16 protein-coding genes and 1 CRISPR repeat array are annotated in these 25247 nt (G+C 45.7%); all 16 genes read right to left on the reverse strand.

The features are described from left to right. The first annotated feature begins 106 nt into the window (after positions 1 to 106). Positions 107 to 3980: direct repeats of the CRISPR family, unit length 37 nt; unit sequence CTTTCAGTCCCCTTGAAATTCGGGTCTATGTTGAGAC. A 530-nt stretch (positions 3981 to 4510) separates the two neighbouring features. After that, positions 4511 to 5266, reverse strand: coding sequence for a Fic family protein (locus ACFO8Q_RS19470; RefSeq protein WP_380028173.1), 756 nt, complete (start codon positions 5264 to 5266; stop codon positions 4511 to 4513). 73 nt (positions 5267 to 5339) lie between these two features. Then, positions 5340 to 5513, reverse strand: coding sequence for a hypothetical protein (locus ACFO8Q_RS19475; protein WP_380028175.1), 174 nt, complete (start codon positions 5511 to 5513; stop codon positions 5340 to 5342). A gap of 244 nt (positions 5514 to 5757) precedes the next feature. Continuing rightward, entirely contained in the window at positions 5758 to 6528 is a 771-nt protein-coding gene (locus ACFO8Q_RS19480) for a hypothetical protein (protein WP_380028177.1), read from the reverse strand. 13 nt (positions 6529 to 6541) lie between these two features. Continuing rightward, positions 6542 to 7498, reverse strand: coding sequence for a hypothetical protein (locus ACFO8Q_RS19485; protein WP_380028179.1), 957 nt, complete (start codon positions 7496 to 7498; stop codon positions 6542 to 6544). Beyond that, a complete protein-coding gene (locus ACFO8Q_RS19490) occupies positions 7495 to 8142 on the reverse strand; it encodes a hypothetical protein (RefSeq protein WP_380028182.1) in 648 nt (215 codons plus the stop codon). The genes ACFO8Q_RS19485 and ACFO8Q_RS19490 overlap by 4 nt, the downstream gene beginning before the upstream one ends. Next, entirely contained in the window at positions 8132 to 10090 is a 1959-nt protein-coding gene (locus ACFO8Q_RS19495; protein WP_380028184.1) for a hypothetical protein, read from the reverse strand. Before ACFO8Q_RS19495 ends, ACFO8Q_RS19490 begins: the two co-directional genes overlap by 11 nt. Positions 10091 to 10103: 13 nt before the next feature. Then, positions 10104 to 10820 (reverse strand): HD domain-containing protein, encoded by a 717-nt coding sequence (locus tag ACFO8Q_RS19500; RefSeq protein WP_380028186.1) that lies wholly within the window; start codon positions 10818 to 10820, stop codon positions 10104 to 10106. Then, positions 10817 to 13624, reverse strand: a complete 2808-nt coding sequence (locus tag ACFO8Q_RS19505; RefSeq protein WP_380028188.1) for a DEAD/DEAH box helicase — start codon at positions 13622 to 13624, stop codon at positions 10817 to 10819. The genes ACFO8Q_RS19500 and ACFO8Q_RS19505 overlap by 4 nt, the downstream gene beginning before the upstream one ends. A gap of 84 nt (positions 13625 to 13708) precedes the next feature. Continuing rightward, positions 13709 to 14683: a helix-turn-helix transcriptional regulator gene (locus tag ACFO8Q_RS19510; protein WP_380028191.1), complete on the reverse strand. Its 975-nt coding sequence runs from the start codon at positions 14681 to 14683 to the stop codon at positions 13709 to 13711. 479 nt (positions 14684 to 15162) lie between these two features. After that, positions 15163 to 16122 (reverse strand): CRISPR system precrRNA processing endoribonuclease RAMP protein Cas6, encoded by a 960-nt coding sequence (gene cas6, locus ACFO8Q_RS19515; RefSeq protein ID WP_380028193.1) that lies wholly within the window; start codon positions 16120 to 16122, stop codon positions 15163 to 15165. Between the two features lie 455 nt (positions 16123 to 16577). Beyond that, positions 16578 to 19886 (reverse strand): UvrD-helicase domain-containing protein, encoded by a 3309-nt coding sequence (locus ACFO8Q_RS19520; protein ID WP_380028195.1) that lies wholly within the window; start codon positions 19884 to 19886, stop codon positions 16578 to 16580. After that, complete coding sequence (locus ACFO8Q_RS19525) at positions 19870 to 22644, reverse strand: PD-(D/E)XK nuclease family protein (protein ID WP_380028198.1); 2775 nt, start codon at positions 22642 to 22644, stop codon at positions 19870 to 19872. The genes ACFO8Q_RS19520 and ACFO8Q_RS19525 overlap by 17 nt, the downstream gene beginning before the upstream one ends. Beyond that, positions 22631 to 23251: a CRISPR-associated protein Cas4 gene (gene cas4, locus ACFO8Q_RS19530; protein ID WP_380028200.1), complete on the reverse strand. Its 621-nt coding sequence runs from the start codon at positions 23249 to 23251 to the stop codon at positions 22631 to 22633. Before cas4 ends, ACFO8Q_RS19525 begins: the two co-directional genes overlap by 14 nt. Beyond that, a complete protein-coding gene (gene cas2, locus ACFO8Q_RS19535) occupies positions 23235 to 23489 on the reverse strand; it encodes a CRISPR-associated endonuclease Cas2 (protein WP_380028202.1) in 255 nt (84 codons plus the stop codon). Before cas2 ends, cas4 begins: the two co-directional genes overlap by 17 nt. Positions 23490 to 23492: 3 nt before the next feature. Beyond that, entirely contained in the window at positions 23493 to 24503 is a 1011-nt protein-coding gene (gene cas1 / locus ACFO8Q_RS19540; RefSeq protein ID WP_380028204.1) for a CRISPR-associated endonuclease Cas1, read from the reverse strand. A 107-nt stretch (positions 24504 to 24610) separates the two neighbouring features. Next, positions 24611 to 25189 carry a Uma2 family endonuclease gene (locus ACFO8Q_RS19545; protein ID WP_380028206.1) on the reverse strand — a complete coding sequence of 193 codons (579 nt, stop codon included), beginning with the start codon at positions 25187 to 25189 and terminating at the stop codon, positions 24611 to 24613. Positions 25190 to 25247: the final 58 nt, after the last annotated feature.

A 25247-nucleotide genomic window follows, 5' to 3' on the forward strand; every position in this document is an offset into this window, starting at 1 on the left:
GTTCCTGTTTTCACAGGTGGGGGAAAATTAAATGAGCGAATGGCGGAATTTTCAGTTGACAAATACAACGTTGCCCAGTGCTTCGAAAATGGAATCTAGGCACTTTCTTTCAGTCCCCTTGAAATTCGGGTCTATGTTGAGACACAAGTATTAACGCGCAAGACATCTTTAACATTGTCTTTCAGTCCCCTTGAAATTCGGGTCTATGTTGAGACGTCATTTTGAAATACGGCTCGTTACCTTTCGTCGGCCTTTCAGTCCCCTTGAAATTCGGGTCTATGTTGAGACTTTCAAATGACTCTGTAGGAGCGATTTCGTTAGATCTTTCAGTCCCCTTGAAATTCGGGTCTATGTTGAGACTGGTGGAGAGAGACTTTACAAGGTCTGCAGGGTATTCTTTCAGTCCCCTTGAAATTCGGGTCTATGTTGAGACTGAATATGGCACTTGTGATTACATGCCCCTTTGTCTCCTTTCAGTCCCCTTGAAATTCGGGTCTATGTTGAGACATGGCGTTCCTCTTTGTTCAAACGCTCATCCGAACCGTGCTTTCAGTCCCCTTGAAATTCGGGTCTATGTTGAGACAGCGGAAGTATATGAATGCAAACGGCTCCCAATCTTCTTTCAGTCCCCTTGAAATTCGGGTCTATGTTGAGACATAGTTGGGTAGGCAACCGGCATATTTCCGAGATTGCTTTCAGTCCCCTTGAAATTCGGGTCTATGTTGAGACTATGGGAATCGATCAAAACGTATTTCAGTGCTGTCTCTTTCAGTCCCCTTGAAATTCGGGTCTATGTTGAGACACGACACCTGCTTCAATCCAATCACGAGCCATTTTTTCCTTTCAGTCCCCTTGAAATTCGGGTCTATGTTGAGACGGTGAGTCAGTATATTTTAGGCAAGGCACCGATATGTCTTTCAGTCCCCTTGAAATTCGGGTCTATGTTGAGACTGTACTTCTTTCCGTTAGCCCCTTTATAGTTGTTTACTTTCAGTCCCCTTGAAATTCGGGTCTATGTTGAGACGCAAGCAAACTAATAGATCGGCTCAAAAAGGAGGCTCTTTCAGTCCCCTTGAAATTCGGGTCTATGTTGAGACTGACGTACTAGGTGTTATTCAAGGTTTGTCTTATGACTTTCAGTCCCCTTGAAATTCGGGTCTATGTTGAGACTGGAGATACAGCAGGCGAAGGCTCTGACTGGTTTAGCCTTTCAGTCCCCTTGAAATTCGGGTCTATGTTGAGACGCAAGCAAACTAATAGATCGGCTCAAAAAGGAGGCTCTTTCAGTCCCCTTGAAATTCGGGTCTATGTTGAGACCTCTCACATCTTGTTGCCGACTCGACAACTCCGATGCTTTCAGTCCCCTTGAAATTCGGGTCTATGTTGAGACTGACGTACTAGGTGTTATTCAAGGTTTGTCTTATGACTTTCAGTCCCCTTGAAATTCGGGTCTATGTTGAGACTTGTGTATTTGTGTGTGCAGTTGCATTTTTGATTTTTCTTTCAGTCCCCTTGAAATTCGGGTCTATGTTGAGACAGCCGATAAACTCCCCACGGGAGGGCACAGGATTAAATCTTTCAGTCCCCTTGAAATTCGGGTCTATGTTGAGACTTGTTGTGGTTGTTGTTGTGGTTGTTGTTGCAACTCTTTCAGTCCCCTTGAAATTCGGGTCTATGTTGAGACAAAGCGAAGGGCAACGCGGTCATTGATGTATCCCTCGCTTTCAGTCCCCTTGAAATTCGGGTCTATGTTGAGACGACGCTTAAAAAATCCTTCATGGATGCTTTTACTCCTTCTTTCAGTCCCCTTGAAATTCGGGTCTATGTTGAGACAGTATTGGAGAAAAGGTTGTAAAGCGTTTATCATTCGCTTTCAGTCCCCTTGAAATTCGGGTCTATGTTGAGACGTTCGGCACCTCAAACGGCTCGTCCATGGGCTTGTTGCTTTCAGTCCCCTTGAAATTCGGGTCTATGTTGAGACCGTTTGTAAAAACAAAAGATACCCGCAATACTTATCCTTTCAGTCCCCTTGAAATTCGGGTCTATGTTGAGACTTCAAGCGATCCTGTATATTTATGCGGTTTCCGATTGATCTTTCAGTCCCCTTGAAATTCGGGTCTATGTTGAGACTGGGATGAGCGAGATGTAACGAAGGTTCGGTTTCTGTCTTTCAGTCCCCTTGAAATTCGGGTCTATGTTGAGACTTATGAAAGAGTTGTTGTCTCGGTTGTGGTTTATACTTTCAGTCCCCTTGAAATTCGGGTCTATGTTGAGACGTCCTAACACCTATGTATACTCCACGCCGGAAAACAGTCTTTCAGTCCCCTTGAAATTCGGGTCTATGTTGAGACCGCGCCTCCTGCTAATTAGCAGGCAAAACTATCTCTTCTTTCAGTCCCCTTGAAATTCGGGTCTATGTTGAGACCTGATCGAAGTGCTGTCAGGCTTGCCATGACCCCTTGCTTTCAGTCCCCTTGAAATTCGGGTCTATGTTGAGACAAACAACTCATCCAGTTGTCGTAAAAACGGATTAACTCTTTCAGTCCCCTTGAAATTCGGGTCTATGTTGAGACGCGTGGGTAATCGGACATACCGCGGATAATATCTACGACTTTCAGTCCCCTTGAAATTCGGGTCTATGTTGAGACATGTACCGCGTCCTCGTTTATACATACGAAGTGACGCTTTCAGTCCCCTTGAAATTCGGGTCTATGTTGAGACACACCGGTCGGTATCCCGTCGTCTCAAACTCGCTCGGCCTTTCAGTCCCCTTGAAATTCGGGTCTATGTTGAGACTCGTGAAGTAGCGATTCCGTCCGTCAAATGCGCACTTCTTTCAGTCCCCTTGAAATTCGGGTCTATGTTGAGACCGGATGGCCGCGCTGGATCATGTGGCGTCACCATCCACCTTTCAGTCCCCTTGAAATTCGGGTCTATGTTGAGACAAGATGTCACGTTAGCCGATGGCACGATGCTCACGATCTTTCAGTCCCCTTGAAATTCGGGTCTATGTTGAGACGAGAATGCGCTTGTCATGATAGAGAGCGAGGCTTTCTGCTTTCAGTCCCCTTGAAATTCGGGTCTATGTTGAGACTCCCTTGCCGAAACAGGAAATATTCGCTTGATTGACACTTTCAGTCCCCTTGAAATTCGGGTCTATGTTGAGACGGGGTGGGTGCCGTGGCTTACTGTACATAACGTACACTTTCAGTCCCCTTGAAATTCGGGTCTATGTTGAGACGTTTTGCTGCCTTCTCTCAGGTGCGGGTAGATATCCTCCTTTCAGTCCCCTTGAAATTCGGGTCTATGTTGAGACCGCAAGAAGGTAACGCTTGGGTATCCGGTAACGCTTCTTTCAGTCCCCTTGAAATTCGGGTCTATGTTGAGACACCGATGATAATCACAAATGGATCTACTTTCTCATCTCTTTCAGTCCCCTTGAAATTCGGGTCTATGTTGAGACCGAAGGTTCATGATGATTGGATCACCTCGAATCCAGACTTTCAGTCCCCTTGAAATTCGGGTCTATGTTGAGACTTTCGTTACGTTCACTTGCGACAAGCCTCCTTCCCTGCTTTCAGTCCCCTTGAAATTCGGGTCTATGTTGAGACGCTTGAGCGATTTTACGAAAGATGAGCGGATTTTCACCTTTCAGTCCCCTTGAAATTCGGGTCTATGTTGAGACCTCAAGAGCATGACGAGCTTGTTATGAAGCGCATGAGCTTTCAGTCCCCTTGAAATTCGGGTCTATGTTGAGACTCTTCAGTGGTAACTACGTGTTCGGCGTTGGTTCACAACTTTCAGTCCCCTTGAAATTCGGGTCTATGTTGAGACCTTTTCCTTCCGGAATAGAATATGCTCATGGATCACTTTCAGTCCCCTTGAAATTCGGGTCTATGTTGAGACATCGAGGGGAACACACAAAATGCTGCCTTGGAACGTGCTTTCAGTCCCCTTGAAATTCGGGTCTATGTTGAGACCGACCGCGGTGGACATCATAAAATCCAATTGCGGTGCGGGTTTTCGTATTCTCTAACAGCGTCAATTTCTGCATTTTTTTCGAGTATTGTTTTTTTGTTGAAAAATGGTCGATATCCTCGAAAATAAAAATACCCCTCCTTCAGCCCGGTGAAAACCGGGTCTATTTTAAGACTGTTATCTAAACTTTTACACGATTTGCTTTTGGGTCTTTCAATACGTAGCATTCCCTTTTACAGTATAAATTATGTTACGAAAAGCCTATACTAAACTTTTTAGAACCTCGGGTCATGTCTAAAAGATCAAAAATTCTATTAATCATCTGAACGAGATACCTTCTCCCCAATCATCGGTAACGTCATTTCGTAAATCCGCAGAACGATTCTTCATTTTATTAGAGCTTCAATGATCTTGTCAAGCCATTCATGATGCCACAGACATGTTTTCGATACATCCATGAATCGCAATACTGTCTACTTGAACTTACCACACTCCCTATATGCTTCTTAATCACTGCTTCAAGATTTCATCATCATGGTTCACCCGTTTTATCGGTCAACCCAAGCGCCCATAGATAAGCGTCCAGCAACCGTTCCACCGCTTCAGAAACCAGTAATACAAGCGGTTCCATCATCCCTGTTTCATCCGCTTCACGTAAAGCACTATAATATGTCACGCGATCTTCTTGACGAATGATTGCCGGCGGATATTGCTTCTGCATTAAAATCAGATTCATAAGAAGCCGGGCAGTACGCCCGTTTCCGTCCACAAATGGGTGGATGTGTACAAACCGGTGATGGAAAGTGGCTGCTCGCTCTATCGGGTGCAACATTTGTCCCTCACCTTCAAACCATTCCAGCAAGTCTCTCATCAAACCGGGAACCAACGAATTCATGGGCGGGACATGAGAACTGCCTTGTATGAACACATTGATCGTCCGATAGCTTCCGGCATCCCGCTCGCGGATATTTTTTAAAACCAGTTGATGGATTTGCTTGATTACAAATTCAGTAATCGGACTATTCTTACTTACAAGATCTTCAACCAAGCCAATAGCCTCCGCATGATTAATGACTTCAAAATGCTCACGCAGAGATTTCCCTCCGACGGTAATCCCTTCCAGTACAACTTTAGTTTCCGACAAGGTGAGGGTGTTCCCTTCAATAGCATTGGAATGATAGGTCCACTCCACTAAAAGGCGTTCCCTTAGATTCTTTACAACAGCTTCAGGAAGTGGTCTTTTTAAATCCAACAATTCCTTTTTTTCATCAATACGCTTGAAGTCCATTTTTTCACCTTCTTCCTTAAAACTCCACGTTTAAAATAACCATCCGGAGGGAGAGTGACTTTCTATAGAGCCGCTATTCGGCGGCTCTATGTTTCTCTACTCGTTCGCAATACTTGACGATCGCATCGGTGACAACTTTCGTTTTGTCCACGTCAATACCAAGTGACTTTTCATATTCCAACGCCTTTTCAAAGCGTTCTTTGAGGATCGGACTGATGCGGATGTGCATGTTGTTGGTTTTGCTCATATTACGGCTCAATCCTCTCGTAAAACCGTTTCGAAGCCTGGTTTTGACTAAATTTTTCTGGCACTTTGAGCAATAACTGATTTTTCCTTTCACACGCGGATATCGATGTAAGGAAAGTCCATTTTACCACCACATTGCAGACACAAGCCCGTCGATGCAAGTTTTGCGCGCCCTTGTCGTTTCTTTTCACGTTCGGCGCATTTTCGATCACATTAAATGTTTTGGGAAACCACTCTAATTCAACTTAGCTGGAACCTCCAAAATATCTTTCAGCTCTCTCGACAAAAACACCCGGAAGAAATCTAGTTATGGATTTTCCATCTAAGTAAAAATGAACACGCCAGCATTTCAAAGCTTTTCCTTGGACGAGAAAATAACGTGCATTCACATCATGGATCGTGTAAGAAAAGTATTCATTCAAGTCTTCCATCTGAACCTGAGTCGGAATCGTTTCTTGAAGTTCATCCTCCTGCAGCCGTACGACATCTGAAACACCAAGGACTTCGAACATTGTACGCTTTTTTCCCATTAGATACACATCTTGCGGTGCGTAACAGGACAAGAACCGTTCTTCCTTGCTGATACCAATCGTAAAGACCTTCTGATTTGGCAGAACAGATTCAATTGAGCCGAAGGTTGCAATATTGTTTCGATCGATAAAATTTCGGTTTCCTTTTTTGTCAAACACCGTGCTTTTGGATGTAGACGGTACGATTTCGTCCACGACATTATATTTCACTCGGTCAGTTTTAAGCAGGGTATCACTCTCTTCAATGGACTCCACAAACATCCCGGGAGTGAACCAAATCGGCCTTGCTGAAACGTCATACCCTGTTAAAAAATCGGACTGCATGTTCGCATCAATTCTGCCAAATTTGCGGGTCTCCTCGCGTGTAAGCCCCGCATACAATGACTCCTCACTCAAAAAATGACACGTTGCGTAATCTGACCCAAAGTCAGATCGAACCATTGTATATCGCCCGCAATTCCTAAGGAGCAAAGCTCGTGCATACACTTCACTCCCTCCCTTAACGAATCATTTGAATATACTGTTCGAATTCGCCCTTCAATTCATCCCCGAGCGATACAATAGATTCATGTCCCTTTATAACTGCCCCTTCCGGAGCATCATATTGGAATTTTCCATTCTTAAATCCCTTTTCGATAGCACTTCCATCTCCGTTTGCCTCTTCAAGCAATGTAAGTACCGAAAAACGTGGCATTCCAGGGGCTACTGCCAGAAACGTCGTTTCAAATTTGCCATGGTTGGCGTTGTATTTTCCGTAACCATGAAGATCCGCCATTCGTACCGCTTGGATATACCCTGCAATGTCCAACGCAGTGGGGCTTTCAATAATCGTGATAAACGGAAAATGGGTACCAGCCTTTACATACTCATACAAATGGTAAGAAGCTGAATCACGTTCTCCCCGAAGATCCTCGCTCACCGTGTTCCCGATCCCCATTCCTTCTTCCGATTGCAGACTGGCCACGCACTGCTCTGTACTCTCTACAGACCACGTATCAAAATACCGGATACGAGCAAACGTTCCGCCTTTCCCCGCTTCCAAAGCACCAAAAAGGGAGCAGTTCCAACAGGTGACGCATAACCCGGATGGAATCGTACAGGCACGGCCGAACAACTTTTCAAAAGCGCTCTTCCACTCTTCTTCAAGTGTCCCTTCGATCAAACCTCTAAATACCGACATATGTGCGCGCCGTTCCATACCTTTTAGTTTCCTGGCTATAAATTCAGCCCGCTCTTGCCCTAGTAACTCCACTTTATCAATATGAGTCTCATTGGAATACCCCTCATGTGACACTGGGAGGAATCGCCCCGCCGTTCTTTTAATCCCCACAATTGACACTACATTGCGTTTCATCACCGGTGGCAGTGTTTTAGGCTCATTTTTCTTTTTTCCTTCTTCCAGTTTCAGCACACTTTCAACCGGATTCAACCATTCCCGAATCTGTTCGATACTCACTCTTCTTCTCCCCCGTTCATTTTTTTCATTGCCCTTTCCCTGTAAATCCCAACTTTGTTAAGAAGATGATCTCTAGCCATTTCTTTTAGGCGTGGAGTAATTCTGCCTTGTTCTTTCAACTCTTGGTACCGCTCTTCAACATCTGAAAAAAACCGCTCTTCAATTACTTCCGTGCTAAAAGCGTCCGCCTCCCCCTTGTGGAGTTCCGTATAGAAGTCACTGAGGGTGCGAACCGGAAAAACGTAAGCAAAAGCCCTTGCAAGCAGACTTGTAAGTAAATGATGGGCGTTTTTCTGAATTATGTCTTGATGATTACTACACCAAATTCTAAACCGGTCAAGTTGTTCAAATCTCATTTTACGAACAGTGTCACTTATTTTGTAGGATGGATGTAAACCTGATCGAATGACTCTGCTTTGCCAGTCCTTCAAAACTTCCGTAAAGTTTGCATTTTTGCGTTTCAGCGGGGCAAGTAACTCGCGTGCCCATTTTTCATAAGCATGCGGCTTATCACTCCATTTTTTTGGTAAAAGATCCAACATGTCCAACGTGTAGAAGAGTTCATATGAGAATTCATCAAGAAGTGCACTTTGTTCAGTCTTTTTCACGCCATTTGAAATTTGGGCAGCTGAATCAGTTGGCATTTCTCAATCCCTCCATTTCTAAAATTTCTTGAATTTTTCCATAGACGGTAAAAAATCGTTCCCTTCGATCAGCCGATAATTTCCCCTCCGACATCCAAAACCGTAACTCATCGCTCAACCGGCCTAAAGGGTCCGCTTGAAACCGTTCAGCCATCATCATCTGATGTTTAAACCCGTCTTTCAAACGTGACTGTGACAGTTCCGGAACCACCTGCAAATAAAGATCGTGAAGCTGCAATTGTGTTTCTGTATCGAACTCTTTCCCGTTGATTACCAACACCGATTTATTTTGAATCACTTGCTGAGGATGCGGCAGGGAAAGATAATAGTAAGGTCCCGCTTTACCGCCGATCTCCGTCAACCAGCTTAGCAATTGGCGAGTAGCATACCAATTTTGATTAAACCGTTTTTGGACATCATCATCCAGCCCCGGCAAAACAAAGAGTAAAAGCTGCCTTGTTCCGAACTCTATCGGAAAGAGATACGCTTCCCCTCCATCATTGCCTCGAAACATAGATTTTAGATTTTGAAACTTCGACTGCGAAAAAAACCAATCCATGTCATCTAAAAGTTCACTGGATTCCATTTTTATGTCTTTGTTAGGTTTGGCAAATACCCGACCGGACTGCTCCTCAAACGTCTTAATCATTTCCTCGATTTCGTTACCCGTGTAGGAACCGTAATGAAACACCACATTGCCTTGTCGGGGAACCTGGCCCATACCCGCTCCTTTAGATCCGGTGAACTTGATGTTTAAATATGCGTACAGTGCACAGTTAAGGCAAATCCTTTTTTCATTGTTACCGCGATTTATCGAGTGATTATGAAACTTGCTAAACGAATCGGAAGCAAGGATCGTGGCCCCTTGCAATTTTGCCGGATAACATCCGCAAAGCAGACAACTTTCTTCTGTTGATTCGGATTGAACATCCGAAACCGACCTTCCTGCAATCGTCACACCTGCTGCAAGCTGATTCATTAACTTCTCAGGAGTCTCATCAAGGAAGACCCCCTTCTCGCGATGGTAGCGAAATAGCCAATCGGATATGGCATCCTCTTCGGGGTTACTTGATTCGATCGAGTCGGCAAAGTGCTGCAGTGCTCTTTTAAATACCTGCTTTAAACCATCTGGATAATAAGCAGGGTCCCCTTTTTGAAACAACTTGCTTTGGATCAGGTTTTTGGTTTCCGGGTCGGTAAAATCCGTTCCTGCTGGGAGATTGAAAGCTGCGATCATTTCTTTCGGTTCAATTACATGATATTCCGCAACAAGTCGGCGCAGAAAATTGGGGCAGCTTTGCACATCTCCCGTACCACCGCTCGTCTGTCCATAGAAAAAGCTGAAATTTGCTGTGAAATTGGCAATTTGCTTTTGCCAATCCCCTGACTCCAACATTTCCAACAGATATTGCCTGATGCGTCGCTCTAGTTTTCTCGCATAACCAATCGGGACGATCATCAACGGGAAGGGTTGAATGTTGCTTTTAAAATAGTTTTGCAACATCGTGGAGAATCGCCCGTAATAACCTTTGCCCGCGTATTCGTCAGTTTCACCGTCTGAGGGTTCGGAAAAATAAAGATCCTCAAGCCCGTCGATCCAGCTATTCTTAATTTTTTCGATCAGATCATTCAATGACGTCACTGTGTGAACCAGAAAATAATATGAACTCAGATCGTTAAACACGGGAAGAACGTCAATATCCAATTCCGATTCCAATGTATGTTTCATTGCTAATCCGAGGTAAGCGTTAAACAGCACATTTCCAAGAAACATCTCTTGCCGCATAATGACTGGATGATAGAGACGGATTAGATGCAAATCGCCCTGCTGACAAGGAATTTTCTTATAAGCCACCCCTTTTTCAACATCGTTAACGATGGATTGGGCATCCACGCCACTCCCGTGCTTTTTCAGAAATTCTTCAACCTCCGCTTGCAAAGAGCGCATTGTATCACCTCCGTCACGCTATTAACAGTTCAAGCAAATCCAATGGGATCCGAATATTGTGGTCTTCTTCCTTCACCTGAAGCAATTGTGCCTTACGTGCCACAAGATAATGCTTCCAATCATCAGGATGTTGTGTTTTACGAATGTCAGTAAGATTGTCCCGTCCGGTTGCCAATTGTTCGGAATGCAGCATATCCGCAAAAATCACCGCTCCCCCAAGGGGATAATAACGAATCAGCAAATCAGTCAAAGTAATCCTTCGTTCCTCTCTCGAATGCATTTGGGTCCACTCACGCCGCGCATACCAAGTTCCATCTTCAAGAGCACTATAAAATAATCCGTGATGAGTAACTGCAAACGCAAACAGGTCTGACAAATCATTCGAGGTCACCATGCTACAGGCAAGCTCGTCAGCAATCCATTCGGCAACTTGATCGGCCTCAGCCAGAACTTCCCGATAAAAATCAAATGTTTGCGCCTCATGCTTGACCCGTTTCATTTGAATGCCCGGAGCAGCCCGTAACAAAACCTGAAAATCCGGGTTCAGCTTTCCGATGTCGTGAAAAAACGCTCCTAGCCGCACCATAGATGCCTTATCCACTGGATACCCCTTGGTATGAAGGATCATATGATCGACAATTTGCAATACGCCAAAGCAATGATCAAATAAACTTATTTTTGGAGTTGATTTGGCGTCCGCTTTTTTCATTCGTTCAATAATTGCAATCAAGCTTCCACCAACCTTCTGTACAATTCCGCGCAGGCTCCGGCAAGCCGATCAATCGCAATATGACCGATGGACCGATTTTTAGCTCCGTAATCACTATAACTTTGAACCAATAGTTCCTGTTCGAACCGTTTCCAATACACCGCATTTTCTTCTATACTATCGTCGGCAATTCTTGGTTGTAGCAGGAACATCTGATTTCTTAAAATAATATCTGTGCCCTCTGCATCGACCACTGGATTGACAACGCTCTCATCTGTCCTGCGAACAAGAAAGATATCCCCGATTCCCAATATGTACCGGTTGACCCGGGGATTTGACTTCACTACTTCCAAGTATGGACGAATCTGTTCAGCATTTTCTTTTTTCAAAATCATGTTGACAATGTCAGGCCTGTTTAAATAACAATGAACTGTCTTTGAATAGTCAAAATTCCCCTTATACGGAGGCACACTCTGCAGCAACAGTCTTGGATAGATTCCATGTAAAGTGCCCTTATGCCAATAAACTAAAATGGACATATTACGCAAAGTTCTTTCCTGATCGACAAAAACGTCATACTTCCAGGGTAAATAAATCAATTCATCAAAATAAACATCCGCTTTTGCAACAGAAAAGGGTCCGCTTGCAGCGCGTAACCGATCCGAGGGAACTTGGGCAAGAACTTGAAAAGGCTCGCGACCAATGCCTGTATCAAGAAGTTCAATCTGTGGAAGAGTACTTCGCAGCCCATAGAGAAAACCACTTTTTTCTAACAAAAGCCGCTCAAAATTGCCTTGTTTGGGGGCTATGATCTGTCCTACTTCTCCCAATCGCCTTGTAACGTTCGCTTGCAAGATCTCTAGATAGGGGGAAGATTCCAAATGTTCACGTTTTGGCAGGAGACAATTCATATACTGGGAAAACTCTTCCCGGCTACAGGTCTGGACGTCATTGAAGGTTTGGCGAAATCCTCCGTAAAGAGACCCGTTTTTTGTTACAAGGATAACCCGATCCTGCCCTCCACCGCGTCTGCCCACTCTGCCAAAACGCTGCAAAAAAGAACTGCCTGTACAATCTTCAGTTATTAACAAGTCGGCATCGAAATCCACCCCCGCCTCCACAGCACTTGTAGAAATCAAGATTGCCTGAGAAACTTCCTTTGATTGAAACGCCTGAATCAGCCCTCTACGGGAGTTTTTGGTCATACTTCCCGTATAAAGGATGACTGGAATATTCGTTCCCTTGAGTAATCGAATATGTTGGGTTTTAACCTTTTGTTTACTTACCAAGTGCTCAAATAGAGTGTCGAATGGGATGGCTAACTTATTACAATCTTCTATCAGATTAACCACGGATATGGTCCGCATAGGAATATGTACCATCTGCTGAACATTTATTCCAATCCTTTGCAAAGGGATGGTACAAGTCATGAAAGATTTTTCTATTTCAGAGGCGACGGCTTTCAGCCATCGAGACTCAGAAATCTGCTTCAACCAATTTGTCCATTCGACAACCGTCTGTTCCACTTCTTCCCGATCTTCTGCCAGAACTTGAATACTTTGCTCCCATTCCTTTTGTAATACATCACCATAATTCTCGATTGTTTGGATATACGAATGAAAGTGTAATGACCCGATCTGATTTAACCCGTAGTTGTGCTTATGCAATTTTCCATCAGGCTTGAACGGAAGTTTTTGGAAACTGTGCTGGTTGAAGAAATCTATTGATTCGGCACGCAGGTCAGCAATGGCCCGATTAATTACGGCGGTACCCAACTCGGCAAGAAAAGCAGAAGTTAAACGAACGACCGAATTCTCTGGGAGCAATTTAAAGAACACTACGTTATTCTCCTCATATACTTCCAGCCATTTTTTGATTCCTGCATCGTCTGCCCCAATCGCCATCATGGCGTGGATAACATCTTGGCACGCAACCAGACCAAATTGTTTGTAAAACATTTGCAGCACTGTCGAATTGTTTTGATCAGTACAATCATAAAAAATCTGATGGGCTCTTTTGGCCGAATTCAGTACAAGAATCATGCGATGAAAATTCTCGGAAGCTTCTCTAGACAGCAAATCTCTCCAATAGACCAAATCTTTCTTATCTGTAAACTCTGTACGAAACTGTACATTTCCGACTTTTGACCGTCCAAAAATCTGTTTGCCTCTTGAGAGACGGTCAACTACATTGGTAGGCGTGGCAGTGAGTATGTGACTACGTATTGGGCTACGGTGGAGAAAACGGGAACGAATCTCTTGAATTCGATCCAAAAATGATTTCAGGTTATATCCCATCAATCCCGACAACAAATGTGCTTCATCAATGACTACGTCATCCACGTGACATAAGCCGTAGAAAAGAACAGGACTGTACTTCACATTCTTTTCAAGAAACCAATAAATCGCGTCAGGAGTGGCAACAAGAACCGGTTTCACCATTTGTGAAATCAATTCGCTTCGACTCATACCTCCATAGATATATCCTATTTGATCACCATATCCAACAAGGGACGCTACCTTTCGGATCGTCTCCAACTGATCCTCTAACAAAGCCAGTGTTGGATACAGGAACAGCACTTTATTCGAAGAACCATTTTTTATCCTTAAAAGAAGAGGAATGACAACCGCCAAAGTTTTCCCGGCAGCAGTTCCCGCCACCAGCACACACTCCTCCCCTTTTCGCAAAAGCTGGAATGCTTGATATTGGTGGTGAAAGGGATATATCTTGTTGTTTCCTATGTAGTCTTGAAAGAGACGAACTTCTTCACCATTCGCTCCCAGTTCCTGTTCTGGCGGCTCGTTAGTAATCGTCACCCACTCCACAACGTTGCCCCCCTTCCTGTTCATGCTCATTATAACCAGCAAAGGTGACGTGTACGGTCACTCTAAAAATTACCAGTAATTTCTTTATCCACCGTACTTCTCCATCATTTTTTTGATCTCAAACTTTATTTCCTCACGTAATTCTTGAGGTCCAACCACTTCAACTTCGCTTCCATACTGCATAATCCAACGTTTAATGCTATTCAAGCCCGATGCCTGAAAGTGCATGACGATTTCGCCGTTTGGTTGATCGTAAACTTTTTGGCTTGCATGCCAAATTCGTTCTCGAATGTAAGGAGCTTGTCTGGCAGAAAAACGCAACGTGATTTCATACACCCGATCGCCTCGTTCTTCAAACAGACTGTCCCTCATGTAATGTTCGACATCAAATTCATCACGAATAAATCTTTCATTCGTTACTTGCAGAGACCGAACACGTTGTAAAGCGAACATACGCATGCTGTTCCGATTATGACAGTAGGCGATTACATACCAGATTCCTCGACTTTTACGCAGATGGTATGGATTGATCTTACGCCCGTCGGTAATTTGTGAAGAAAAAGAATCGTAAACAATTTCGACGACGCACCTTTGTTCAATAGCGCTTACCAATGAAAGAAACTGTTCACGAAGATTTCCCGTCTGAAAACTCTCTTGCGCAGAGGAAATTATTTCATTCCAATCGTCGGTATCGATGCTAAGTTCATCCGGTAGTAAACACGATATTTTTTCCATACTTGAAAGCATGGCATCGCGGACTATCGGATCGCCAATCTGTCCAGAGAATGCTAACGCCATTCCAAGAGCCAATTTTTCTTGACTGTTTAGATTGAAAGGAAGTAACGGAAAAGTATCCCGGCTGTAATAATAGCCCCCTCGACTTTTGTCGTACTCGATCGATGCTCCCAAGCTATCCCGTAACATATCAATGTCTCGCTGAATCGTCCGGGAACTGACTTCCAACCTTTCAGCCAGTTGCTGCCGTGAAGGATAACATTTTTGCAACAGCAATTGATGAATTTTATACAATCTTGGCCACACATGGCGCTCGATGGTCATATCTCACACCTCACATGTAAGATTCTGCATCAACTATGGATTTTCCTTCCAAGTGTCCCCTAAGACGGGTCAGTTCAGCTGTTTCAAATTATCTTTCAGTCCTCAATATTTGAGTCATTTCAATGAAAATAAGCTTTGAATTGAATATTTAGGGAGGGGAGGATATACCACGTTTACCTGCTCATTTATAATCAAGGTTCTTCGTGCAATACTTTATAGGTAGTGCTTCACCACTACCCTAAACCAGGTCTTCCGGCGATCGGGGGACCTTTTTGTTATTAGCGCCAAACACTACAAGTAAGGCAATAGGTCCTAATTTGAAGTAGACAACTCTTTACTTCAAATTCACATGCCACCTCCCTCTAATCCGTCCCATCCCTAATTCATTCGTATGCCGGATATCGGAAGAAATGCTGCATAGATAAATTTTTTAGCTTTTTTATATTATAGGTTGGATTTGTTCTCTACCAGGTAAGTAATTACCACCACACACATCGGATTTGCCCAAGGCCAAAAACGGCTTGTTTTGAGGCGTGGACTAGTTCACCCGCCAAGAGAAAAGGTACAAATGGTTCTAAATCCCCTTTGTAAGTGGCTTGTCCAATATATCCGCCCAAGCTCATTTTCGAATCCTGACGGGACGAGTATCTATCAAGATCTACCCACTTTGTATCTTGTGTGATGATCTCGACCGCTTCCGCTTTCTTCACCAGATCAGTAAAATCAATATTCAGACTGACTCCATGATGAAAGTAGAGGAGGCTGGATAATCGTCTCATTAAAGAGCGAAAGACAATATGAAAATCCGCTTTATTGGTGAATCGTCCTTGCCACTTGGTTCGAAAAGGGGTTTCAAAATGAATGGTTACTTGCCCCGAATCGACCATTTTGATTTTTTCAGTTAATGTTTCGCCCGTAAATGTGACTGACTTATTCGATAAGCGTCTAGTTGTCCCATCAAAAAGGACATACGAAAGATTTGAATGGATCTCCAAGCCTTCCACATTCAACAATTTTACAGGGGTTCTTCCGATCCCGATTCCGCTTTCCGTCAGTCGGTCAAAAGTATAAACAAAATACGGAAAATACTTGATTGCCTCTCCCATCAACAACAGATGAAATGACAATGTTTCACCTGGCTTGTAACGCGTCTTTCCGTCCACATGTTCACGTAAAATATATGGGCGCGGAATACTTTCAAATTTGCGTTGGATTTCGGCTTCCGAACTGGAACGAGTCATAAAAATATAGGGAAAAGCGCATGTGTTTCGTTTGGGGCATACCTCACATTCCACAGCAGGGTGTGTACATACCAGGGATTTAAAAACCTGACCAAAGCCACCTCGTAAGGCTGCCGTTTTAAAACTCGGCAGCTCCAATCCCCGCTCCCCGACCTGTAACGTAAATCGATACTTTGCAACTCTCAACTCTTCAAACAAATTTACTTCCTCCCAAAAGTCCCCTTGTAACGGGTCTAATCAACACTCAGTTCCTTCGATTACGGATTGCCACAAAAAGAGCCCACAAAGCAATGATTAGTCCTGCAACACTTATGATAAGGGTCGCGGTTTGCAAAACATTCCCCCCTTTTTGACAAAGGCGAATAATGAGGGTATGATAGACATAAGATGGAGTGTAGGGGAGGGCTTTCGCCCTCGCACCTACTGATTGAGTTGAGACTCTGACCGCGCTATCGGTTCAGGGTCTCTTGCTTTTTCGGTAGTTGATGAACGCTGTCGCGAGGTTCACCAAAGCCGTAATCAGCAAGATCCACTCCATCCGTACCACCCCCTTTCGTTTGGGAGTGGAGAGTGTTTATCACACCCTCAAGAAACAATATACCACAATTTTCTAGATTTGGACTCCATTTCTTTCAGCTATTGAGTTTCCCCATTCACTTCCACTTTCTTCTGCCCATCCAATACATCCGCTCCAACAATCTTTCCCTTTCCCCCTGATCAGAAGGCACTTCCACAAAAGTCCCCTTCGACGTCAAATACAACCCTGCCCGGTCAACGTTCCATCCCAGAAGCTTCTCCACTACGTGAACGTACAACTGAACTTGCGGTGTATACCGCTGAATCACTTGTTGAACTTCCTTTTGGCTCCGGCATCCGTGCGTTTTGAAGTCTACCACAGTCGCACCCCCATCAGAACGCAGCCATACTTTGTCGATTACCCCGTTCAAGAGCAATCCGAATTCCTCCCCGAACAATCGAACAGCAAACGGAAGTTCACTGTAAGCAGTTGAAGCTTTCCGACACTCGGCATGAATGTCACTGTTGAGATAAGTCTCGATATCTCGCCCCAGTCTCTCCCAAGCAAGTTCAGCCACATTTGAACCGGTAATGCCCATAGAAGCCAGAGCCGCTTTTAAATGTCGCGAGTGAATCGTTTCCATATCATCATCACGCCTCAAATGCTCCAAGACAGAATGAAGCACATGTCCCCACTCATGCCCTTCAAGGGTGGCCTGCCTGTTATTACGCCTGCCAATTCTGATAGGAGAACAAGAGTCGGATGCCTTCTCCCCGGACAGAAGGTCTACCCAGTCCGTCACACTCCAAAGCCGGGAGGATTGAGACAATCTTGACAAATTCACTTTTCCCGATGAATGAATCAAATTAGGTGAAGCCGTGAATCTCGTGGTCTGTAATCCAATTTGCCCATCCCCGTCTTTCCGATGCACAAGCCCATCCCTTAAATTGTCGTTTCCATGTTCTTCCCGGAATCGCACTCTTGGAACCACAGGAATGTCGTTCCGAATCCGAAGCTTCCATCCATTCCCCTCAATAATCCCTTGCCGCAATCCGCCTTCCCGCAACTCCGGAATCAGAAACGGCAGCCAGTCAAACCAGTTGGAGCATTCCTGCAAAGACTCCTTCTCCGAGAAAGCAGAAGCCGCTCCGGAGAGAATTAACCGTTCCTGAGCCCTAGTGACTGCCACGTAGAATAACCGCATTTGCTCGGAGGTCATGGCTGTTTTCTCTTCTTCAACGGCTTTCGCATAACTTAGGGAAGGCCGCCAGGATTTCTCATTCTCATCGTAATATTTTGCGGTCAATCCCCAGGCATCGCTGAGATGGAGCCGTCCCATACCAGTCGTAAAACGGTGTGTGAGATCCGGAACAAAGACGATGGGAAACTGGAGTCCCTTCGCCGCATGGATGGTCATGATCCGAACCGCCCCTTTGGGAAAATGGCTTCCAGAATCCCCGTCCTTTTCGTTTTGCTCGATAACGCGATCCCACCATGCCAGCAAATCGGACAGATGAATTTCGCCTCGCTTTTCGGACTCCTCCGCCATGCGAACAATCCTGTCAAAGCTCGCCCCACCCAGCCTTTCGGCTATTCCTTCTTCGTAGAGCACCGCGTAAATCCAGTCGGCCAATCCCATTTCGTCATAGCGAGTCCGTAACCATAAAAGAAGATCGTAAGCCTTTGCCAACCGTGCCTTGTCCTCGTCAGACAATTGGCTTTCGGCGCCCGCATCAAAGTTTAAAAATCCTTTCCCGAGTCCAACATTTTCCGCAAGCCTCCACAGCCCGTTATCCGTCAGGCCGACCAACGGTCCCCGCAAGTATCCCAGTAAGGCAAGATCATTTCCCGGATTCTCAACCAAGCGCAAAAGATGATACAAATCCTGGACTTCCTGGCGTTCCCAATAGCCACGGTCTTCGTATACAACATACGGGATTCCGTACTTTTCCAATGCCTTAAGATATTTCGCAAGATGTGTCCGTGTCTGCAAGAGAATCGCAATGTGTCCCCACATAGCATGGCCCGTTTCCAGTATCCGTTTGGCAACCATGTCCGCTTCTGCTTGGCGTGTGTCTTCTTCACCGTCAAGAACAGGGATCAGGAGTTCTATGATGGGTTCCTCATCCACCGGTACCTCAATTCCCGCAATCGCCCCCTTATCGCCAAACAAAGTTTTTGTCATGTCTGACACAAAAGCAACCAAAGAGGCGCAGGACCGGAAGTTTTCGCGCAGTTGAATATACGCATCGGATTCCCCAAGCTGATTGCGTACCCGTTCGAATCCTCTGACGTCCGCCCCGCGAAAGCGATAGATCGACTGTCTCATATCCCCTACCATAAAGAGGGAAGTTTCCCCTTGCGCTCCCTCCTCCAACAATTCCAATACCGACTGCTGGATAGGACTCGTGTCTTGAAATTCATCGACTAAAATGTGGTTGTAAAGCTTCCCGTATTTGGCTCGTGTTACCTGGGACTGCCTCAGCACATGGTACGCTTTCCTTTGCAAATCCGCAAAGTCACACCACCCGTGTTCCTCTTTCAACTGGCGATAAGCGGAATCCAAGAGTTCCAACAGAGTCAGAAACTCCTGCCGGATAGCATCTGTTTGATCCTTGAGCAACTCCTTCCAAAGCCGCTCGTTCTTCCACACCGCCAATTGCTCAAAGAGTGGCTTGGCTTCTTTTGCCACATTCCTTGAAACTTCCGAAAAAATTGCTCGGATGACCCTTTCCGATTCCGGGGAAGCCGAAGTTTGGCATGAAGCAGGCGAGTGCCAGTCAGTCTGGGGAAATTGCTCCCACGCAGACAAAATCGTCCGCATACGGGAAACTGTTCCAGCAGCTGTCACAGTTCCCGAATGATGCAGTCTTTTCAACCGGTTGATCACCGTCTTTACCTCTTCCCATTGAACCGTACGGTATGCCTCAATCGCAGTTTCCGTTTTTTCGCGTAAGAAGTCGATATCCCAAGGCCGTTCCCGCCACTGTTCATACAAAGTCAGAAGTAGTTCAGAGGACTCATCCAGACCGCAGGTTTCCACCCACTGCAGTACGTTACTAAACCCCGAATCATAAATGAGCCGGTTCACCAGATCCCGCAATAACTGACGTGCCGTGGCTTCGTCGATTAACGCAAAAGCGGGATCCACATCCGCCAGCAGCGGATTTTCCCTGACAATTCTGCCACAAAAGCGATGAAAAGTAAGAATCGTTGCGTCCGTATGACCCAGCTTCTGTTCGACCCGTTGTTTCATTTCCAGGGCTGCCTGGTCGGTAAAAGTAAGAGCGAGGATCCTGTTTGCCGAGACTCCCCGTTCCTGTACGAGGTGACAAATTCTTTCCACCAAAACCCGGGTTTTTCCGGAACCCGCTCCCGCCGACACAAGGATTCGCGCATCTTTTGCTTCAACCGCCATCTGTTGCGATTCAGTCAATTTGCTCATACAATGCACCTCTCTGTGCATATTCGTCCCGTCTGCAAACACCACGGTAAGAACAACGTCTGCATTCGGACAACTCGCGTGGGCGTGGTGCCGTATCGCCTTGCTCCATGCGCTTTACAAGATCAAATAGTTGCCCTGTGATCCTTTCCCTGAACTCATGAAATTGATCCCATGTCTCAAATTCGATGCTCCCTCCCTTGCCAGGATCCCGCAGAACGGCAAACCGCCCTCCGAGCGGTCGTTTGCCGTTCTGAACCAGTGAAAGGTACCCGATCAAGTACAAAGCCAGTTGGAACTCGCGTCCCTCTTCGACATCACGCCTCGTTGGACTCGATGAAAGTTTGTAGTCTACAACAGAAAATCCTTCTTCGCTTTGATCCACCCGGTCGATCATGCCCGTGATCCGAACTTCCCGGTCTCCACTTTTTATAATAAGGGGGGCCGGGGTAGATGCCGCATCCATTTTCTCCGCATGCACACTGCCGAATCCCCACTCTGCCATCTGTTTGATTCCTTCTGTTTGAAGCAATAAGTTCGCTTCGGCTGCCACGAATTCAAGCAAATCCCGCTTCAGAATCCGGCATTGCCCTTCCCATTTCGGCCCGGAGAATCCATACCTCCCCGCGAACTGCTGCAATCTCTCATCCAACAGTTCCTCCGTCCTGTCCATAAGTTCTTCTGTCGTCAAGACTGGTTCCGTGATCAACTTCCGCAGAACTTCGTGGGCAATACTTCCCACATCGACCGGCAAGAAGCCATCTTTCCGAACCGTCTTCTCCCTTACTGACAATACACTTTGTGCGAAAAACTTAAAGGGACATTTTGCGTACTGATTGATTCCCGTTACATGCAGAGGAGTTTGCGGATGGAAAAATTGGGGCTGTTGTACCTGTGCCTCTCCCTTTTTGACGTAACCCTTTCGGTCGTTTCCGGTAGTAAAGAGCATCTTCGGGCTTACCTCGCGCTCCTGTTCGCCTAACCAGTCTGTAACATACCGTGAAATGACTGTCGTGTGACCGCGCTCTCCCCGGATCGGCCCGGAAAGTACGATATCCTTTTGTCCACTCTCAACCGCCCATTCAAAGAACCGGCGATCATCAGCTTCCTGTTCATCAGCACCAGGAACCATTAGACCAGTACCCTCCGTCTCCCTCTTGCATAAGTCCCAGATCCAGTGCGGGTCAAACGAACGAGGCCACAAATCTTCCACAAGACCCAGTACATAAACAGTCGAGAATGCACCCCCGTAGATTTCATCCGGTTGACACACCCGAATACCATCCTCTTCCCTTCCTACCGTCAATTGGAATGTGGAAAGCCGTTCACGAAACCATTTCACAAATCGTTCCAATGAAATCTGCCGTTCACCTTCCGCCGCAAAAGCTGTTGCAATTTCACGCCTGGTCCTTAAACAATTCCGTACCCCTTCATACTCCAGCATCAGCAGAGCATTGAACCGTAATCGGAATGCCGCCTTTTGATCCAGGTCAATCAGGAGGAGGCCCTGATCAAGATAGCTCGTCCAGGTGTCAGATGCAGGTATCGATTGAACCCAACTGTTCAACCGGTACAAAAAGCGGATCCACTTTTCCGCATACATTTGACGTCGCTCAACTTGTTCAGCCTCTGCCTCGCCATTTAAATATTCCAAACGTATGGTGCTTCTGGCGGCATGTCCCCGAAAAAGAGCGCTCCAATTGTGAAATCCCGACCGGACTCCTGATTCCTCAATGCGTTCACGTCCCCAAGCAGCGTCTTCCTCGGTGAGTCCCGCTATTGTTGGGTGTAGACGGGCACATTTTAAAAGGGAGCCTCTCTCCCAATCGTTCTTCTTCAACTGCAACAATGACAAAATTCTTTGGGCGACAGGCAGATGCAGCAGCGGGGTTGTCCTGTCACCCTGTACAGACAACCCTTGTGCCCGAAGTTCCCGTTTGACCCATTGGGAATAATAAGGATTCGGTGATACAACCAAGATCTCATTTTTCGAAACTCCTATATTCAGTTGAGTCACAATATCGGCAACCACCGAACGAACTTCTTCATACACGGTGGCCCCAAATAGAAATCGAACCTTGTCGGCCTTGGTGGACAGATCTGTTGAAACGGGGGACAGCAGAATGGACTCGGGAGCCATCTTCCTAATGCATTCAAGAAAAAGTTTGGCCCCAGGTGTATCCGGAAAGGCACCTTCTATTACAATGACATCAGTCAATATTTCCTTCAGGTGATTCGACGTCTCAAGAATCTCACTGGCAATTCGGAAAACTTGCTCCGTTTCCTTATAGGGAAATTCCTTTTGGCGAACGCACGCAAGATAGGTTTCATAGACTTTGCGTAATTCCTGCAAGACCGATTCTTTGACCGTTGATAAAAAGAGGTCCCACTCCTCCCCCCGTCCTTTCTCCAAATCCTCGATCCACAAAGCGACCGATTTGTACATTCCCGCATGATGCAATCCCGTTTGCAAGCGGGGTACCTTGCCTTCTGCCTCAAGCTTCAGTAACATACTTTCCATAAGATCCTGCCGGATTCCCTGATCAATCCGGACGTATGCCTTTCCTCCCGCCTGGATAATTCGATCGGCAAGCTGGTTCAGAGTTGTCCAATGGATTCCAATATAACCGCCGGCAGCATGGAGGAGTTGGCTTTTCCGTTGTTGAATAAGCAGATGGTGACTTCCGATGTACAGGACTTGCTTTCGTTCCCGGATCGCTTTTGCAAGAACTCGAATACACTCATCATTAGTAAATGTCATTGCAGTACCTCCTGTATTCGCAGTCCGTACAACGGGAACGGGACTTTGGCTCAGGGAACGTCTCCTCCAGCATCATTCGTCGGATCGCGGACAACGAATCCTTTACGTGCTTTCGCATCGGGTCGGTGATCTTGATGATGTTGTAAGCCTTTGTGGGAATTTGATAAACGATTCCCTCACAAACCGGCACCTGGAAATGCTCTTCCAACAGCATCGCGTAGGCAGCCAATTGATATTTGGCATTCGTAAAAAGACCTTTTTCCGTATGCTTGAATTCTACCGGCAGATACTGGGTAACTCCCTTCTTCTCGTATGTAATAACCAGGTCGGGTTTTCCATATAATCCCAGGGTTTCACTCTTCAATTGCAGGTGAAACAGCCTCTTTCCCTCAGTCAGTCCGTAAGAGCGATAACCCCGTCTCTTTTCGAGCCTGTCCAACTCCACATGTTCCTGGACACCATGCTGCATTTTGTAGGTAATGGGCCTTGGCACCGGCATTACATAGAAATAATAGGGAATACGGGGACAATACAGGTATTGCTTCAAGTCTGTCACATTAAGCTCGATCTTATGGCCTTGTTCGAAAGCCTCACATGATTGAGACATTCTCTATCTCCCTCGCTCGTTTCAGATCTTTGTCACACATCGGATACATTTGGATATTTCCTACATCAACACCAAGGATTTTTTTCAGCCGAAAAAACAGTTCTTCCATTCGGTTACCCGTTAGCTCTCCCTTGAAAGCGCTGTACTGAACCCGTTGCAGACCGTAGTCTTTGCATGCATTCGCCACTTTCAACCTGACACGATCGTTTTCCACGTCATAAATCACCAACACCTGCACGGCTCACCAACTCCACACAAACGGCTTGTATTCCCGCCCTTCACGCAAGAACGTGGCAAGGTGATAGGCTTGCCTTTGAATGATCGTTTTCAACTGGTATCTCTTGCCTTCGTAGCGGTCTTTGCTTTCCAGCCGTTCCTTGATCGCTTGGACAATGGCCTGCCGGCTTTCCCTGCTCAGTCCCTCCTCCTCCATCTTTGGAGAGAACCCTTTCGTAAAAAGGGACAATACCGTCCGATCCACAATCGGCTGCCGGAATTCTTCCATGAAATCCAAAACGAACGAGGGTCGCCCGGATCGGTCTACATGCAGAAAACCGGCGCATTCCTCAAGACCCGCCAACAAAATTGCTTTGCTGATTTCATTTTGGAGACAGCCGTAACCGTAATTGAGCACCATATTGACAGGATCGGACGCTCCCCGGTGATCCCGTCCAGGAAAGCCCAGTCCCGGTTTCAGAAGTTTCTTCACTACTTCCCAATACAAGTATGCGGACCGCCCTTCAATCGAAAGCAAAGTTCCCCTTACTTCGTCGATATCGTTTCCGTGCAACCGGTTGAGGTCCTCCAAATTCCGTTCCAGTTTCATGCTTGTGTCTTCAAAAAGCGCGTGGAGGTCGCTCGCGCTTTCTCTTCTGTTTTTGGCCCAATATTTGATCAGGTTCAATTGAGCCCTTATTTTGGCGCCGACAAAATGTTTGCTGATGACCACCGCCCGATGATCGTTGTAAGCCTGAAGCTGGGCCCTTCGTGTGGCAATTGTTGCCTGAAGACTGGGGGATACCAATTTCGCAAACGGATCCCCTTTATAAGACAGAAAATGAATCGGGATTCCATGTTCCGCACAGAATTCGACTACATCTGAGGAAATCGAGACACCACGGGATGCAATAATCACATCGTCAATATCAAAAAACGGGGTTTCTTGGACGATTTTCCGATCTTTGTCCCGGATGACCAATCTCTCACTGATTTTTCGGACTCCGTATCCGTATTGATCCACAATAATCTGCACTGGCTGTCACCTCTATCAATAGGTAATTGTTTCTAGTATTCTCTTGGAATGGATCAGATAAACCCGTTAAAAGTAACGAAAAAACGACCTTTCGGTTAAGGTCGTTTTTACTCTTTGCCAAATATCGAGTCTAAATCAATCGTAAGGTCTTCAAATATACTGACTTTTAATTGATCATCCTTCCCGTATATTTGACTTTCTCCATACTTTGCTTCGTTTAAAACAAAGACCTCAATATTTTCGTTCAGGGGGTCCAGCACCCAATATTCTTTGACACCATAGGTTTCATATAGTTTTTTCTTTGTGGCTTTGTCTTTCTTTGCAGTGGAGGGAGACAAAATCTCAACAATCAAATCCGGAGCGCCTTTACAACCTTTTTCATCTATTTTCTTCTTGTCGCAAACAACCGATATATCCGGTTGCACGACATTGAATATTTCTTCATTTTGTTCACTGGCAGAAAGCCTTACATCAAAGGGGGCTCCGAACACTTCGCAGGGTTTCCCCCGAAGATAAACGGCGAATTCAACCAATAATTCCCTTAAAATAATCTGATGCTTTGTGGAAGGGGCTGGAGTCATGTTGTGAGGGATACCGTCGATCAATTCCCACCGTTGATCGTCATTCCATCTTAAATAATCTCTATAGGAATATTTCGTATCAGGTTCAAACTTTGTAATGCTCATTCCAACACCTCCATGCCATTATTATACACCATGGCAGGAAAAACCGAACGGTTGCAAA

This window comes from Effusibacillus consociatus (assembly GCF_042652925.1).
In the GTDB taxonomy this organism is placed as follows: domain Bacteria; phylum Bacillota; class Bacilli; order Tumebacillales; family Effusibacillaceae; genus Effusibacillus; species Effusibacillus consociatus.

Bases quoted from the DNA above. Each gene is read 5' to 3' on its own strand.
- ACFO8Q_RS19470 (WP_380028173.1), bottom strand. From the start codon at position 5,266: ATGGACTTCAAGCGTATTGATGAAAAAAAGGAATTGTTGGATTTAAAA.
- ACFO8Q_RS19475 (WP_380028175.1), bottom strand. From the start codon at position 5,513: ATGAGCAAAACCAACAACATGCACATCCGCATCAGTCCGATCCTCAAA.
- ACFO8Q_RS19490 (WP_380028182.1), bottom strand. From the start codon at position 8,142: ATGCCAACTGATTCAGCTGCCCAAATTTCAAATGGCGTGAAAAAGACT.
- ACFO8Q_RS19495 (WP_380028184.1), bottom strand. From the start codon at position 10,090: ATGCGCTCTTTGCAAGCGGAGGTTGAAGAATTTCTGAAAAAGCACGGG.
- ACFO8Q_RS19510 (WP_380028191.1), bottom strand. From the start codon at position 14,683: ATGACCATCGAGCGCCATGTGTGGCCAAGATTGTATAAAATTCATCAA.
- ACFO8Q_RS19520 (WP_380028195.1), bottom strand. From the start codon at position 19,886: ATGAGCAAATTGACTGAATCGCAACAGATGGCGGTTGAAGCAAAAGAT.
- ACFO8Q_RS19525 (WP_380028198.1), bottom strand. From the start codon at position 22,644: ATGACATTTACTAATGATGAGTGTATTCGAGTTCTTGCAAAAGCGATC.
- cas4 (WP_380028200.1), bottom strand. From the start codon at position 23,251: ATGTCTCAATCATGTGAGGCTTTCGAACAAGGCCATAAGATCGAGCTT.
- ACFO8Q_RS19545 (WP_380028206.1), bottom strand. From the start codon at position 25,189: ATGAGCATTACAAAGTTTGAACCTGATACGAAATATTCCTATAGAGAT.